General features: G+C 44.1%; 13 protein-coding genes. 11 read left to right on the top strand and 2 right to left on the bottom strand.

All coding sequences use genetic code 11. The features are described from left to right. Positions 1–164 precede the first annotated feature (164 nt). From A7325_RS04910 to hisC, 6 genes are all read left to right on the top strand, one after another. A complete protein-coding gene (locus tag A7325_RS04910) occupies positions 165–1136 on the top strand; it encodes an alpha/beta hydrolase (protein ID WP_068405132.1) in 972 nt (323 codons plus the stop codon). A gap of 118 nt (positions 1137–1254) precedes the next feature. Then, positions 1255–1506, top strand: a complete 252-nt coding sequence (locus tag A7325_RS04905; RefSeq protein ID WP_082894293.1) for a BolA family protein — start codon at positions 1255–1257, stop codon at positions 1504–1506. A 104-nt stretch (positions 1507–1610) separates the two neighbouring features. Continuing rightward, positions 1611–2879, top strand: coding sequence for a UDP-N-acetylglucosamine 1-carboxyvinyltransferase (murA, locus tag A7325_RS04900; RefSeq protein WP_068405131.1), 1269 nt, complete (start codon positions 1611–1613; stop codon positions 2877–2879). Positions 2880–2974: 95 nt separating this feature from the next. Beyond that, positions 2975–3670 (top strand): ATP phosphoribosyltransferase, encoded by a 696-nt coding sequence (hisG, locus tag A7325_RS04895; RefSeq protein WP_068405129.1) that lies wholly within the window; start codon positions 2975–2977, stop codon positions 3668–3670. 302 nt (positions 3671–3972) lie between these two features. After that, positions 3973–5277, top strand: coding sequence for a histidinol dehydrogenase (gene hisD, locus A7325_RS04890; RefSeq protein ID WP_068405127.1), 1305 nt, complete (start codon positions 3973–3975; stop codon positions 5275–5277). 85 nt (positions 5278–5362) lie between these two features. Continuing rightward, positions 5363–6496, top strand: a complete 1134-nt coding sequence (gene hisC / locus A7325_RS04885; RefSeq protein ID WP_068405126.1) for a histidinol-phosphate transaminase — start codon at positions 5363–5365, stop codon at positions 6494–6496. 133 nt (positions 6497–6629) lie between these two features. Here hisC and A7325_RS04880 read toward each other — a convergent pair whose 3' ends face one another. Then, entirely contained in the window at positions 6630–8333 is a 1704-nt protein-coding gene (locus tag A7325_RS04880) for an anthranilate synthase component I family protein (protein ID WP_068405125.1), read from the bottom strand. Positions 8334–8335: 2 nt separating this feature from the next. Continuing rightward, on the bottom strand, positions 8336–9571 hold the full coding sequence (locus A7325_RS04875; RefSeq protein WP_068405124.1) for a beta-ketoacyl-ACP synthase II: 1236 nt from the start codon (positions 9569–9571) through the stop codon (positions 8336–8338). A 527-nt stretch (positions 9572–10098) separates the two neighbouring features. On the opposite strand from A7325_RS04875, the gene A7325_RS04865 reads away from it, so the two are divergent. The 5 genes from A7325_RS04865 (at position 10099) to tuf (ending at position 16767) form a co-directional block, all read left to right on the top strand. Beyond that, positions 10099–11313 (top strand): EcsC family protein, encoded by a 1215-nt coding sequence (locus tag A7325_RS04865; RefSeq protein ID WP_082894292.1) that lies wholly within the window; start codon positions 10099–10101, stop codon positions 11311–11313. Positions 11314–11769: 456 nt separating this feature from the next. After that, positions 11770–12144 carry a 30S ribosomal protein S12 gene (gene rpsL, locus A7325_RS04860; RefSeq protein WP_011281154.1) on the top strand — a complete coding sequence of 125 codons (375 nt, stop codon included), beginning with the start codon at positions 11770–11772 and terminating at the stop codon, positions 12142–12144. 206 nt (positions 12145–12350) lie between these two features. After that, the gene (gene rpsG / locus A7325_RS04855; RefSeq protein WP_068405119.1) at positions 12351–12824 is read left to right on the top strand and encodes a 30S ribosomal protein S7; all 474 of its coding nucleotides are present in this window, start codon (positions 12351–12353) and stop codon (positions 12822–12824) included. 405 nt (positions 12825–13229) lie between these two features. Beyond that, positions 13230–15356 carry an elongation factor G gene (gene fusA, locus A7325_RS04850; RefSeq protein ID WP_068405118.1) on the top strand — a complete coding sequence of 709 codons (2127 nt, stop codon included), beginning with the start codon at positions 13230–13232 and terminating at the stop codon, positions 15354–15356. Positions 15357–15576: 220 nt separating this feature from the next. Then, complete coding sequence (tuf, locus tag A7325_RS04845; RefSeq protein WP_068405116.1) at positions 15577–16767, top strand: elongation factor Tu; 1191 nt, start codon at positions 15577–15579, stop codon at positions 16765–16767. The last annotated feature ends 190 nt before the right edge of the window (positions 16768–16957 follow it).

Genomic DNA, 16957 nt, shown 5'->3' with positions numbered 1-16957 from the left:
TAAATCCCCAGTCTGCCAGTAAGATATAAAACGTAAAAAGTAGAAGTGTGGCTTTAGCCAAAAACGCGCTAATTAAAATAATAAAACATGAAAAAGCCGTGACTCTACTATTGAGTTTTAATCAACTATGACCCAACGACAAGCTTATAATAGGAATACTGGCGATGAAGGATTTAAGTAAAGCAACCGTACAGCCTGCACCAAGAAAAAATCGCCTACCTAAACCTATCAGCGTCGGTGTGACAGCAGCATTGGCTGTCGGCGGTATTGCGCTCGCGACTCAGCAAGCACAAGCATTATCGGCACTGGCTGTTGTGAATGGTATCACCTTAAATGGCGGCGTTGGTGTCAGTAAAAATATCTTGTATGGCGACAAACCTTTGCAGGATTTAGATATTTATTATCCCAAACCTTTAGCAAAAGCCATGCAGTCAAAAAAAGCGACTGCTGATAACCTCATTAACCACAGTTATCCGATGGTGGTTTTTGTCCATGGCGGTTCGTGGGAAAGCGGAAACAAGGACGAATACGCCTTTGTTGGTCAGAGTTTGGCACAAGCAGGCTATCTCACGGCAGTGATTAATTATCGTAAAGCACCTGAGCACGTTTATCCTGATTACGTGCAAGATGCCGCGCAGGCCATCGCTTGGAGTTATAAGAATGCCGAAAGTTTACATGCTGACCCCAAGCGCTTGGCGGTGATAGGGCATTCTGCTGGCGCATTTAACGCGGTTGCTGCCGTCGCTAATGAAGATTTTTTAGCGCCGTATGGGGTAAAACCAAACGATATTAGCGCTGTGATTGGCATCGCAGGGCCTTATAGTTATGACTTTCGTAAATTCAGTAGTGCCAGCGCTTTTGGGGCAAACGCCACGCCCGATAACATCATGCCAGACCGTAATATTAAAGGCGCACAGCCGCCCTATTTATTATTGACTGCTGAAAAAGACAAAGTCGTCCATATAAGCAATACTGTTAAAATGACACAGGCGTTAAAAGCGGCGGGCGTTAAGGTTGAAACAGGCGAAATTAAAGGTGCTAGCCATGCCACCAGTATTGGGGCGATGGCGCCACCTTTACGCTGGGTCAATAATGTACGTGCGCAAGTGCTCAGCTATTTGGATAAAACGCTGTAATAGTTAACGCTGCAATAGTTAAAGGCAGTTGTAGAAGACAGTACTGTAAGATGGTCAAACTCTTGTTATAATGGCTAACTTTATATCCACCTATTAAACCTTTAAGGCAGAATATTCTATGAGCATGAACGCTGACGATTTGATTGCATTTTTACAAACTCACTTTCCTGATGCTTTTATTCAAGCTGCCAATCAAGGTACTAAGTTTGATGTACGGGTAGTTGATGCCAGTTTTGAAGGTAAGCGCGCAGTACAACGCCAGCAGTCCGTTTACGCATTGGTCAATGACAAAATTGCCAGCGGTGATATTCATGCGCTCAATATTCAAGCGTTAACGCCTGCCGAATGGGAAGTTCAATCGCAAGGCTAAGCTTTTTTTATGACTAGAATTTGTCGCACCGGCAATGGATATTGCTGGTTTTATCATTTCTGGTTTTTCATATTTTTTATATTTATCGCTAGGTTGTCACCTTTATGGATCAATTTTTAATCACCGGTAGCAGTCGTATCGCAGGGGAAGTCACTATCTCAGGCGCCAAAAATGCCGCTCTGCCGTTACTCGCTGCTATGATTTTGGCCGAGACCCCAACGACATTGCACAACGTGCCATCGTTACAAGATGTGCGCACCTTGATTGAATTGATCGCTGGCATGGGCATTGATATTCAAAAGCAGGGTGACACTGTCGTTTGCGATACCAAGAATATCGATAATTTCTATGCGCCGTATGATTTGGTCAAAACCATGCGTGCCTCGATTTTGGTTTTAGGTCCTTTGCTGGCGCGTTTTGGCGAAGCCGAAGTGTCTTTACCGGGCGGCTGTGCTATCGGCTCACGTCCTGTCGACCAGCATCTAAAAGCCTTTGAAGCCATGGGTGCTGAGATAAGCGTCGAAAATGGCTATGTCAAAGCGCAAGCGCCAAAAGGTGGCAAGCTTATCGGTTGTAATTTTTCATTTGATATGGTGACGGTTGGCGGTACGGAAAACGTTATTATGGCCGCGGCATTGGCAAAAGGCACGACCGTACTCGGTAACTGTGCGCTTGAGCCAGAAGTGGTCGATTTGGCCAATATGCTGGTAGCGATGGGTGCTAAAATCAGCGGTATTGGTACGGCAACCATGACCATCGAAGGCGTTGAGCGCTTGCATGGCTGTGAATATTCGGTCGTACCCGATCGTATCGAAACCGGCTCCTATCTTGCCGGTGCTTTGATGACACGCGGTGATGTGCTGACCAAAAACACTTCAGCACTTTTATTAGCGCCTGTGTTAGAAAAATTTGAAGATATGGGAGCCATTATCACCACAGGCGATGATTGGATTCGCGCGCAAATGAAAGGTCGCCCACTACCAGTCAATATTCGTACCCAGCCACATCCAGGTTTTCCAACCGATATGCAAGCGCAGGTCATGGCGATTGCCTGCCTCGCTGACGGCACCAGCACCTTTATCGAAAATATCTTTGAAAATCGCTATATGCACGTGCCGGAACTCAACCGTTTGGGTGCCTCTATTCAAGTAGATGGCCATACGGCTGTGGTTAAAGGCGTTGAGCATTTTACGGCGGCGCCTGTCATGGCAACGGATTTGCGCGCATCGATGTCATTGGTCATGGCGGCGGCTTCTGCTGAAGGCAAGAGTTTGATTGACCGTATTTACCATATTGACCGTGGCTATGAGCACGTCGAAGAAAAACTGCGCGCGCTTGGGGTCAATATCGAACGTATTAATACGAATGACTAGGCTGAATCATTAACCACTGCTATTGGTATTAACACCTAATAAATTAATAATGCCTGGCAAATAAGGCAATTAACTGTACACGGACACGAGTCATTATGACTGAAGCAAGCAACAGCTTACCAAATGATGGTTTATTAAACGAAGTAAATGATGAGTTTTCAGGTTTAACATTGGCGCTATCAAAGGGTCGTATCTTAGAAGAGACAATGCCTTTGCTGCGTGCCGCTGGCGTTGAGCTATTAGAAGACCCTGAAGCGTCGCGCAAGCTTATTTTCCCAACTTCTAATCCAAATGTACGCGTATTAATTTTACGCGCCAGTGACGTGCCGACTTACGTAGAACACGGCGCTGCTGATTTTGGCGTGGCGGGTAAAGACGTGCTGCTTGAGCATGGCGCCAATCACGTTTATGAATTGCTCGATTTACAGATTGCTCAGTGTAAGCTGATGACAGCGGGCGTGAAAGGTGCGCCGCTGCCAAATCGTCGTCTGCGTATCGCGACCAAATACGTCAATGTTGCCCGCGCTTACTTTGCCAGCCAAGGTCAGCAAGTCGATGTGATTAAGCTGTATGGTTCGATGGAGCTTGCGCCATTGGTTGGTCTGGGCGATTTGATTGTTGACGTCGTCGATACGGGTAATACGCTGCGCGCCAATGGACTTGAAGCGCGCGACCATATTTGTGATGTATCGTCACGCCTTATCGTCAATCAAGTCAGCTACAAACGTAAATTTGCTCTGCTTGAGCCGATTTTAGACAGTTTTAAAAATAGTATTGCTAGCGCTTCTTAAATGAGCGTTTATTCAATTTTGATAAAACACTGTTATTAAACGCTAGCAATCATTGATAATATCAAGCATGACTATACAAAAATTTAAACCAGTTTGGCGCTCTAGGATAGACATAGCGTGCTAAACTGGTTTTATTGTATTTGCTTGCTAGAAAATAAAAGCTCAGTATAATCTGAGTGAGATAACTAAGAATAAGTACAAATAAGCGGAAATAAGCATACAGACCAAACTTTTCTTATTTACTCTTTTATCCAAAATATTTTTTTATAGCCGACTTTTATGCTCACCTATAGGATTCAGTCATGCGCCAACTAAGTACCCAAGATGCTGATTTTGACAGTCAATTGACCCAGCTTCTCGCTTTTGAAACCGTCAACGATGTTGAGTTATTAAAAACCGTTGATGATATCATTGCAAAGGTACGTCATGGTGGCGACAGCGTGGTATTGGCGTTGACCCAAGAGTTTGATCAGCATCCCGCGAAGGCGATACAAGAGTTAGAGCTATCTAAACAAGCACTTGCTGATGCGTTTGCCAATCTTGATGATGAGGTAAAAAAGGCGTTAATGACAGCAGCGACACGCGTGCAAACATTCCATGAGCGCCAAGTGCAAGAAACTTGGCAATATGAAGATGAGCTTGGCAATCGTTTAGGGCAAAAAGTCACGCCGCTTGATCGTGTCGGTATTTATGTGCCCGGCGGTTTGGCCTCTTATCCATCTTCGGTATTGATGAATGCGATTCCTGCTAAAGTGGCTGGCGTTGCCGAGGTAATCATGGTGGTGCCAGCGCCAAAGGGCGTGCTCAATCCATTAGTGTTGGCAGCGGCGCATTTGGCAAAAGTTGACCGCGTCTTTACCATTGGCGGAGCACAAGCGGTTGCTGCCTTAGCTTATGGTACCGAGACCATACCAGCCGTAGATAAAATCACAGGTCCTGGTAACAAATATGTCGCTGCAGCGAAGCGGGCGGTATTTGGTCAAGTTGGGATTGATATGATTGCCGGTCCTTCTGAAGTATTGGTCTATGCAGAAGGAGAGGCACAAGATCGAGCCGATTGGTTGGCGATGGATTTGTTATCGCAAGCGGAGCATGACTGTATTGCCCAAGCTATCTTTGTCACGACAAGTAGAGAGCAGTTAGAAGAAGTAGCAGAGGAAATTGAAAAAGCCTTAGCAGAATTGCCAAAAGCCGATATCGCCCGTGATTCATTAAAAAACCGCGGCGCGCTGATTTTGGTCAAAGACCGCGCGGAAGGTATGGCGGTGATTAATCGCGTTGCCCCTGAGCATTTAGAGCTGTCTGTAGATAATCCTGATGCACTGCTAAATGAGGTTCGTCATGCGGGCGCTATCTTTATGGGTCGTCATACACCTGAAGCGATTGGCGATTACTGTGCCGGTCCCAACCATGTGTTGCCGACCTCTGGTACCGCGCGCTTTTCTTCTCCGCTCGGTGTTTATGACTTCCAAAAGAAATCCTCGATTATTTATTGTAGTGAGGCGGGTAGTAAACCACTGGCTGCGACGGCGGATATTTTAGCGCAGCGCGAGGACTTAGAAGCCCATGCGCGCTCAGCCCGCTATCGCTACCAAAAAGATAGTTAATAATCCAGTTAGGTAGTTGAGTTTTAATAAGCTAATTTTAATATTTACGTTTAATCATTTATGTGGCTAATGAGTAGGATAACTTATGAGTGAGTTAAAGATAGACACCAGACTTTGGTCATCTAAAGCGCGAAATCTGTCACCTTACGTCCCTGGCGAGCAGCCTCAGCATGAAAATTTGTGCAAATTAAATACCAATGAAAACCCATTTCCGCCGTCACCAAAAGTCGGCGAGGCCATTGCAAAAGTCTTAGCGCAGCAAGCCGATGAGCTGCGTTTATATCCTGCGCCTGAATCGGATGATTTGCGTGCCGCATTAGCAGAGTTATATAACCTTGATATCAATCAAGTGTTTGCCGGTAATGGCTCAGATGAAGTATTGGCATTGGTATTTGCCAGCTTTTTCTTAAAAGAGCGCCCTATTTTAGCGCCTGATATTAGCTATAGTTTTTATCCGGTTTACGCTCATACCTTTGGTATTGAGTTGGTACAAATCGCCCTAGAAGCCGATTTTAGTATCAGCCCTGATGCTTATCGTCAGCCTTGTAGCGGTATCATTATTGCTAACCCAAATGCGCCAACGGGTATGCTGTTATCGCTTGCTGATATTCGTAAACTTGCTGGCGAGCATTCAAACTCAGTGGTTGTGATTGACGAAGCTTATATCGATTTTGCGCAGAAACAAGAAAATGATTCAGATGCAGAAGTGTCGGCGATTAGCCTAATCAATGACTGCGATAACATCCTTGTCACGCAAACTTTTTCAAAATCACGCTCGCTTGCCGGTTTACGGGTCGGTATGGCGTTTGGTAATGCCTCGTTAATCGAAGCACTGACGCGTATGAAAAATAGCTTTAATAGCTATCCGCTCGATAAGTTGGCGCAAGCAGGAGCAACCGCAAGTGTCTTAGATGTCGAATATTTTACCCAGACCTGTCAGCAAGTCATTGATTTACGCCAAGCGCTCAGCGCTGATCTTATAGCGCTCGATTATGAGGTGTTACCATCGCACGCCAACTTTGTCTTTGCGCGTCCAAAAAACGGCGATGCCAAAGGTGTGGCAGCTGATTTACGCGAGCAAGGTATCATTGTGCGTCATTTTGATAAACCGCGCATCAATGAGTACTTGCGTATCACCGTTGGTACGGCAGCGCAGAATCAGCGTTTGATTGAGGCCTTAAAATCGCTACAAACAGAGGCTGAAAGCGTTACTGAGTAATACCTTGTTTAAGATTTACACCTTAATAATATGAAGCCAAAATAACAAGTTATATAAATAAAAGAGCCTGCTAACGTTATGTTAAGCAGGCTTTTTATTGGTTTTTAATTTACCTTTTAAATAAAGCTTAAGTTTATTGCTTTATATTGTTTTGAGCTAAAACGCCTAATAAGTTGCCAACTTTATCCAAACATTCTTGATATTCAGCATTGCAATCAGAAGCAACCGTGATACCACCGCCTGCCCATAAGGTGACATGTCTTTCTTGTTCTAATTCATCATTCGATAAGGTATTGGCTTGCAAAGTACGAATTAATACATTCCATTGACCGCTACCATCAAAGTTCATATAGCCCAGGGTGCCGCAATACGCACCGCGCGCGGCACCTTCTAGCTCTGAGATGATTTCAACGGCGCGTTTTTTTGGCGTTCCTGTGATGGAACCGGCGGGCAAACTGCCAAACAATACTTTGAGCGGATGACTATCTGTCTTTAGCTCAGCGGTAATGGTGCTGACCATATGATGTACATTGCTAAAGCTTTCAATCGCAAATAATTGCGGCACTTTGACGCTGCCGAACTTGGCATATTTACCCAAATCATTACGTAATAAATCGACAATCATGACGTTTTCGGCACGGTCTTTTTCGCTATCGATAAGCTGCTGTTTATAAGCGTTGTCTTGTGCAGTATTTAATCCACGCGGCATCGTCCCTTTAATGGGCTTGGTGCGTATATGGTGTTTGCCACTATTATCGTCTTTATCAAAGGTAAAAAACAGTTCAGGCGAGCAGCTTAACAATTCAAATTGATAATCTTGCGTATCAACGCTTATTTCGCTATCAATATGATTAACCGCTAAATACCCTGCAAACGGTGCTTGGGTATTATGATGTAGGGCAGGTAAGTAATCAATAAGCATCGGTGTAACATTACCATGAGGACTTTGATTAAAAGCACCTTGCCATGCTTGGGTGAGATTGATTTGATAGCAATCACCTTGTTGCAGGTAGGATTGCGTTTTATCAAAGGCTTGCTGATAATCTCGCTTACTCCATTGTGCTTTTAATAATAAAGGCGTGGTTTTATAGGATGTTTCAAGTGCTAATTTTGCTAAAGCTTGGTTAGATAATTCCTTATCCAATATATCTAAATATGAGATAAGCGTTTTAACCAGTACGCCTTTGTGTTCGTTATCAGTATCAGTGACGCTGTCTTTTATAGTGAGCTGCCAGCTCGCTTGCTCAGCGTTTGGCGTTAGATAAATATCATAATGCCCTAAGGTGGCACAAGGCTGCGCTGCTAGCTCTATTCGCGCGTTTGGGCTAAGCACATAAGCGGCAATATCATAACCAATAAAGCCTATCAAGCCATGCTGATAACTTGGCTGCTGCTCGATTTCTGTAGTCGAGGAGCAATTGTTATCACAAGTATCATCTATGTCATAAGCTTGACTATAAGCAATTAAATCCTCTTGCCAGTCGCTATAACTCATATAGGCGCTAGTAATCGCTTGATTGGTCTTAGCATGGCTATCTAAACCATCACGGCAGTTTTTTATAATTTGATAAGCCGCTTGTTTATCAGAGTTTGCTGCATCATTAGAAAGAGGATAAACCGACCAGCTTACTTTTGGTAATACACCAATTACGGGTCGGCCATCGTTATTCAGCCAAACCAGTTGCCAGTTTGCGTCAGAATTTTGTGCATACAGATAATGCTGTAAACAGGGTATTAATTCGGCAGCAGTTAGCCCACCAAAACGCCAGCTAGGTTGAGTAGCTGGCGATGGGACAGATCCTGTCTGCTCAGTTTTAACAGGCGGTGCTAGAGGCATAGTTAAGCATCAAACTTTTTAATAATAAGAGTGGCGTTAGTACCACCAAAGCCAAAGCTATTGCTCATAAGCGTTTTAAGCGCAACGTCACGCTTTTCAGTGACAATATCAAAGCCTTTGGCAGCAGGGTCCAATTCTGTAATATTGATACTTGGGGCAATAAAGCCTTCTTGTAGCATCAGTAAGCAATAAATCAATTCTTGCGCGCCGACGGCACCCAAGCTATGACCGGTCATTGATTTGGTTGAGCTGATAGCAGGGACTTGACTGACATCATCACCAAACACTTTGGCAATAGCTTTAAGCTCAGTCACATCTCCTAGCGGCGTACTGGTGCCGTGGCTATTGATGTAGTCAACGCTCTCTAAACCTGCTTCGGCAAGGGCAAGCTGCATACAGCGAACAGCGCCTTCACCACTTGGAGCGACCATTTCAGCACCATCGGAGCTTGCGCCATAACCGACGATTTCGGCTAATATATTGGCACCGCGCGCTTGGGCGTGCTCAAGACTTTCAACCACCACCATCGCGCCGCCTGCGGCAATCACAAAACCATCGCGGTCTTTATCGTAGGCTCTAGAAGCAAGGGCTGGCGTGTCATTATACTGCGTACTAACCGCACCCATCGCATCAAACATACACGACTGCGTCCAATGCTCCGCTTCACTACCGCCCGCAAGTATGACATCGGCTTTGCCTAGCTGGATAAGCTCGGCGGCATGACCAATACAATGCGTCGATGTTGCGCACGCAGAGCTCAATGAATAAGAAATCCCTTGGATTTTTAACCCTGTTGCCAGTGCCGCTGATACCGAGCTGCCCATGGTTTTTGGTACTGCCATCGCACCGACACCGCGCAAACCTTTTTCACGCATTGCATCGACGGCATTGACGATGTTTTCAGTTGACGCACCGCCCGAGCTTGCGACCACACCCACGCGCGGGTTATTGTTAATAGTCTCAAGGGGCAAGCCTGATTGCTCAATGGCGTTTAACGCGCTGACATAAGCATAAAGGCTGGCATCACTAAAAAAACGCTTCAATTTACGGTCAATGCCCGAGGTATCAAGTTCTGCTTGATCAATACTACCGCTAACCTGTGATTTAAAGTTGTGCTCAGCATACGATTCATTGAACGTAATACCTGAGCGCCCTTGTTTAAGAGCATCGGTGACAGTCGCCAAATCATGTCCGATACAAGAGACAATCCCTGCTCCAGTGATAACAACGCGGCGCATATTCTATTCCTTATGAGTAACGATTTTTTGATAATGACCTTTAACAATCGCTTTTAAATGCTTATTTGACAGTCATTTTAGTGCGCAAAACCTACAATAGGCTGCTTAAGTGCTGTTCGATAAATAAAAGTACAACTGTACTTTGAGTGATGGCATATAATAACGTATCAACGGTTTAAAATCTTGGCGTAAGTGTAAAATAACGCCAAAATGGTCTTTATTTTTAAATGAACTTATTATCAAAGCAGATAAAGTTTTTGGCCGTGTTAAAGCAGCAATGGCAGTAGAATTTCCGTTAACATAGTAAAAACTATTTTCAGCTAAGACGCATTTAATATATGCTGACGCCATGTATGGTTTAAGATAAGCGATACTTTTTGATACAAAATTGACGATAGTGATAACATTGTTGGCACTGACTTTTATCGTAAGCGTTGGCTAAAATAGAAGTCAATTTGCAAAGTTCTGTTAAATAGCTCTTATAAATAATATTAATAACAAACACTCATCACATTAAGGATATAAAGATGGCAAAGCCTAGCACACTATTTAAAGGCATCAGCAGCGTTGGTTCTTTTACTCGTGGTAATTTGGAACGTATGGGCGCAATGATTGATAGCGTCAATGCCAAAAGCGGCAAACCGCGCCAATTTAAAGCAGTAAATCTCGGCGATGAAGACTATCAGCAGGATTTGTTTCGCGAGCAAACCTTAAAAGCCACCCAACAGTTACTGGGTACGCGCTTTGCTACTTATGGCAAATATGCCAAGAAAATAGTGCCAAACAGTTTGTTTGATTCGACGGTCGATGGTGCTTTTGCGCAGATTGCCAAGCTTGCGTCCAATTGGAGTCAGATTGACCTGCCAAATCAGCATCGCTTCGCCAATATTGCAAACTTAGATGACGAAGAGCGTTATGCTCTAGCAACGGATATCGCCAATCAAAACCGTGCTTTGGCGACATTGGGCGGCTTAACAGGATTAGCAGGCCTACCAGGCTTACTTGCTGATACTTTGTGGTTGTTACTTGTCTCATTACGTACCGTTTATCAGTTAGGCGCTATTTATAATAAGCCATTGACTGGTAAGCAAGGCGTCAAAATGGCTTATGAATTACTGGCAAGTGCCGATTTGAGTAAAATGCAAGAGAAGCAGGCTTTATTAGCGGGTATTGGTATTGGTAAAGGCTTGCTTGATAATGCGCAAAGCAATGGTTTGCATAATGAGCTGAAAAACCTTGGTCTGAAAAATAAAAACGTCAATTTTTATGCCGAACAAGTAGATAATATTGCCAGCCAAGTTGGCATTAACTTAGATAATATCAACTTATCATGGGTACGCCGCTTTTTACCAGCCACTGCCGTCATCGTTGGTATGCGCTACAACAGCCAGCTGATTGATGAGGTGATCGGCGTGGCACAAGCGACATTTGCACCAGAAGCCAAACTTGCTAACCGCGCCATTACTGACGATAGCAGTAGCGAAGCGCAGGTGAAGAAAAGTACCGACAGTAAGAATGAAGAACAAAGCCCTAAATCTGACAATGCAAAAAAAGACACAGATAAGGCTAAAGACAATAAGACCAAAGCTGAAAACAGCAAATCTAAGACTGACAACGATAAATCTAAAGCTGACCAAACAGAAAGCGAAGTAAAAGCCGCCTCAGAGCCGGTGTCAAAAACCACTGATGAAGAGTCAGTAGATGAAAACTACAAAAAAGCTCAGGCAAGTAAAAAAGATTAACGTTTTAGTCTATAGTGGTGTAACTATAATTTACTGTATGAAGGCAGAAGCTGATATAAATCGGCTTATGCCTTTTTTATGAGTATGTCTTTATTTATGAGAATGTCTTTTTTGTGAAGGGGTTTTAAGGCTAAAAAAGTATTTAAAATTCAAACTTTGCCTTGAAAAATAAACAACCAACTCCATTAATAGGAAACATCGATTTTACCATCTTGCAATGAAACAATTGCTCATCTTAAAATCTGTTGCTTACCGTTAAGTCTGCTACAATCTTTGCTCATGCACATCTATCGAATGTTGTAAAGGACAACCGCTCATAAGTGGTTGAAATAGCAGCAACAACTCTTTATAATACACTGTCCTAAAAATGGGTGTTCCGAAATCTGTCGTTAATGTCAGATTGCTGGCGCATTAGCCCATTTTTTTGTTTTATACCAAACGGGAGAAGGATGCCTTATGGCAACAACTAACCAATTGATTCGTAAAGGTCGCAAAACCATCAAGGAAAAGTCAAAAGTTCCTGCGTTGGAAGCGTGCCCACAACGCCGTGGTGTATGTACTCGCGTATATACTACTACCCCTAAAAAACCTAACTCAGCCATGCGTAAAGTATGTCGTGTACGTTTGACTTCAGGCTATGAAGTATCAAGCTACATCGGTGGTGAAGGTCATAACCTACAAGAGCACAGTGTTGTTCTTATCCGTGGTGGTCGTGTGAAAGATCTACCAGGTGTACGTTATCACACCGTCCGCGGTGCACTTGACTGCGCAGGCGTAAAAGACCGTAAGCAAGGTCGTTCTAAATATGGTGCGAAGAAGCCTAAGGTTTAATAGCTAATTGCTATTAAATAAGCTGATTTGTATCACCCATTAACTGTGCATGGGACTGGTGTTAGCTGTATTTTTAAGTTATTAATTGACACTATAACATACCGCCATGCAGTAAGGCTGACTGACAACTCGATATAACGCCATCCAATATGTAATTGGTGCGAGGTTGTGAATGTCAGACACTCCTGAAGAAAAGGATTATTATTATGCCAAGACGTCGCGTCGTTGCTGCCCGTGAGATCCTACCGGATCCTAAGTTTGGTAGCCAAACTGTTGCAAAATTCATCAACCATGTCATGAGTCATGGTAAAAAATCTACTGCTGAGCGTATCGTTTATGGTGCTCTTGAGACAGTAGGCCAGAAGCGCAACATCGAAGATCCAGTCGCTTTCTTTGAAGAAGTTTTAGAAAATGTCCGCCCAATGGTCGAAGTAAAAGCTCGCCGTGTTGGTGGTGCAACTTATCAAGTACCAATGGAAGTACGTCCCTCCCGTCGTACTGCCTTGGCTATGCGTTGGTTAGCTGAAGCTGCTGCTAAGCGTTCTGAAAAATCAATGGCTTTGCGTCTTGCAGGCGAATTGAATGATGCTGCTGACGGTAAAGGTAATGCTATGAAAAAGCGTGACGAAGTTCACCGCATGGCAGATGCCAACAAAGCATTCTCTCATTACCGCTTCTAAGCTGGTTTTTTTTAAACTGGTTTAAATGCTTAGGATTAACGGTTTCGAACAGTTAATCCTAATATTGTTGATTTATTCTATTGATTGCCGCCATCATTATTGGGTTGTTTAATTTTTCCTCAAAAGCTGAGAATATATTAAACAATTTAGATGGCGGACATCTGTCAAGATGCTGTTTTGTAAGGGATGCTTTTTCATAAAGCCTGCAAAAAATATGCACCGCTTAAAAAAAGTCTCCTAAATTTGATGCCGCACTATTCTTAATATTTGCTCTTTTTTTGCCCGTATTTGGCCCAATAAACAGTAAGTAATATAGCAAAGTTCATGGTCTCATGGCTTTGTCATAGAGTATGAGGTAGAGACACAACACATTAATATATACACGAATTTCCCTAGGAAAACACTATGGCTCGTAAAACTCCCCTAAAGCGCTATCGCAATATTGGTATCTCAGCGCACATTGATGCTGGTAAGACGACCACTACTGAGCGTGTTTTGTTCTATACCGGTGTTAGCCACAAGCTTGGCGAAGTACATGATGGTGCAGCTACCATGGACTTTATGGAGCAAGAACAAGAGCGCGGTATTACCATTGCTTCTGCGGCGACGACTTGTTTTTGGTCAGGTATGGCAAAGCAGTTCCCTGAACACCGTATCAACATCATTGACACCCCAGGTCACGTTGACTTCACGATTGAAGTTGAGCGTTCTATGCGTGTTCTTGATGGCGCTTGTATGGTTTATTGCGCGGTAGGCGGGGTTCAGCCACAGTCTGAAACCGTATGGCGTCAAGCAAACAAATATAAAGTACCACGCTTAGCGTTCATTAACAAAATGGACCGTGTTGGTGCTGATTTCTACCGTGTGGTAGAACAAATCAAAACTCGTCTAGGCGGCAAGCCAGTACCGTTGGTTATTCCAATTGGTAAAGAAGATGACTTTGAAGGCGTTGTGGATCTTGTGACCATGAAAGCTATCTATTGGGACGAAGCGTCTCAAGGGATGAAGTACGAAGAGCGCGAAATCCCAACTGAACTACAAGAAAAAGCGGAAGAGTACCGTGAGTATCTAGTAGAAAACGCTGCTGAAGCTTCAGAAGAACTCATGAATGAGTATCTTGAAAATGGCGAATTGACGGTAGAGCAGATCAACGACGCTATTCGTCAATTGACCATCAACAACGAAATCATTCCACTTCTTTGTGGTACTGCCTTTAAAAACAAAGGTGTACAAAAGATGTTGGACGCCGTTATTCAGTATCTACCTGCGCCAATGGACGTACCTGCTATCCGCGGTATCCTTGACGACAAAGACGAAACTGAAGGTACACGTGAAGCCTCTGATGATGCGCCTTTCGCAGCACTAGCGTTCAAAATTATGAACGATAAGTTCGTTGGTAACTTAACCTTCGTTCGTGTGTATTCAGGTGTTCTAAAACAAGGTAGTAGCGTTTATAACCCTGTTAAAATGAAGCGCGAGCGTGTTGGCCGTATCGTTCAGATGATGGCAGATACTCAGGTAGAGCTACAAGAAATCAGCACGGGTGATATTGCAGCCTTAGTTGGTATGAAAGACGTCACTACTGGTGATACGCTATGTGACGAAAACAACGTCATCACGCTAGAGCGTATGGAATTCCCAGATCCAGTTATCTCTCTAGCGGTTGAACCTAAGACCAAAGCTGACCAAGAAAAAATGTCTATCGCTTTGGGCCGTTTGGCAAAAGAAGATCCATCATTCCGCGTCCATACTGACGAAGAATCTGGTCAGACCATCATCAGTGGTATGGGTGAGCTGCATCTAGAGATTCTTGTTGACCGTATGAAACGTGAGTTTAACGTCGAAGCAAACATCGGTGCGCCGCAGGTTGCTTATCGTGAAACTATTCGTAACGTGGTTGAGCAAGAAGGTAAATTCGTACGTCAGACTGGTGGTCGTGGTAAATTCGGTCACGTTTGGTTACGCCTTGAGCCTATGGATCCAGCGGGCGATGTTCTATATGAATTCGCTGAAGAAGTGGTTGGTGGTACAGTACCAAAAGAATTCCACGGTGCAGTCGATAAAGGTATCCAAGAGCGCATGAAAAACGGCGTACTTGCAGGTTACCCAGTTGTTGGCGTTAAAGCGACCTTGTATGATGGTTCTTACCATGATGTTGACTCGGATGAGTTATCATTTAAAATGGCTGGTTCTATTGCATTCCGTAAAGGCTTCATGGCAGCAAACCCAACCCTACTTGAGCCAGTAATGAAAGTAGAAGTTGAAACACCTGAAGACTACATGGGCGATATCATGGGCGATTTAAACCGCCGCCGTGGTATGGTTCAAGGTATGGAAGACTTACCTGGTGGCACTAAGCAGATTCGTGCAGAAGTACCATTAGCAGAAATGTTTGGTTATGCTACGCAAATGCGTTCAATGTCGCAAGGCCGTGCAACCTATTCAATGGAATTCCAAAAGTACGCTGAGATTCCAAAATCAGTTGCAGAATCTATCATCTCTAAATTCAACTCTAAAGATGAAGACGAGTAAATATTACGTATTAATAGGACAATATTGAGTCAATCTCTCTATTGTCCGTAGAGATTGCGCCAATAATTGGTTAAAAGACTTGTTATTGGTCGCGATTTTCTTATAATATCTGCACATTGTATGTGCAACCTTTTAACAATTATCTTAATGTGGTCGGTATCCCTTAACTTGCGCATGTTTAGCAGTTAACTACTTGACCCCAAATAAAGAGGAAATACCCATGGCAAAGGCCAAGTTTGAACGCAGCAAGCCACACGTCAACGTCGGTACCATCGGACACGTTGACCACGGTAAAACAACCCTAACCGCCGCTATCGCAACCGTAGCAGCAATCACCTCTGGTGGCGAAGCCAAAGACTACGCGTCTATTGACTCAGCACCAGAAGAAAAAGCACGTGGCATCACCATCAACACCTCACACGTAGAATATGACACCCCATCACGTCACTACGCACACGTCGATTGCCCAGGTCACGCCGATTATGTTAAAAACATGATCACCGGTGCCGCTCAAATGGACGGCGCAATCCTAGTTGTATCAGCAACTGACGGCCCAATGCCACAAACCCGTGAGCACATCCTGCTATCACGTCAGGTTGGCGTACCGTACATCATCGTCTTCATGAACAAATGTGACCTTGTTGACGACGAAGAATTGCTTGAGCTAGTAGAAATGGAAGTTCGTGAACTTCTTAACGATTACGACTTCCCAGGCGACGACACCCCAATCGTAAAAGGGAGTGCCACCCAAGCCCTTAAAGGCGACGAAGGCAAATATGGCCAACCAGCCGTAGTAGAACTACTAGGTATCCTAGATACTTATATCCCAGAGCCAGAGCGTGACATCGACAAAGCATTCCTAATGCCAATCGAAGACGTATTCTCAATCTCAGGTCGTGGTACTGTTGTAACTGGTCGTGTTGAATCAGGTATCGTACGTGTTGGTGACGAGATCGAAATCGTTGGTATCCGTGACACCCAAAAAACCACCTGTACTGGTGTAGAGATGTTCCGTAAACTGCTTGACGAAGGTCGTGCAGGTGAAAACTGTGGCGTACTACTACGTGGTACTAAGCGTGAAGACGTACAACGTGGCCAAGTACTAGCCAAGCCAGGTTCAATCACCCCGCATACTAAATTTGACGCAGAAGTATACGTACTGTCAAAAGAAGAGGGTGGTCGTCACACACCATTCCTAAACGGCTATCGTCCACAGTTCTACTTCCGTACTACTGACGTAACTGGCGCAATCCAATTACAAGACGGTACTGAAATGGTTATGCCTGGTGACAACGTTGAGATGGGCGTAGAGCTTATCCACCCAATCGCTATGGACAAAGGTCTTCGCTTCGCAATTCGTGAAGGCGGCCGTACCGTAGGCGCTGGTGTTGTTGCTAACGTTCTTAGCTAAGCATCAAAACCCTAACGCTATACAGTTATCTAAGCGTTAAGCAGTAAGAAAAAAGCCATCCTGATAAAGGGTAATGCCAGTCAGTTAAGGCAAAAACTCAATAAAAGTAATAAAATAGCCCATCTAATAAGTAGATGGGCTATTTTACTATGAGACTACAAGACGCTATTAATGAGACGCATAAAAGGAT

It is taken from the genome of Psychrobacter sp. SHUES1 (genome assembly GCF_001652315.1).
Taxonomy (GTDB): Bacteria; Pseudomonadota; Gammaproteobacteria; order Pseudomonadales; family Moraxellaceae; genus Psychrobacter; species Psychrobacter faecalis.
Note: the sequence above shows the minus strand (reverse complement) of the source record. Positions and strands in the feature narration are given on the sequence as shown.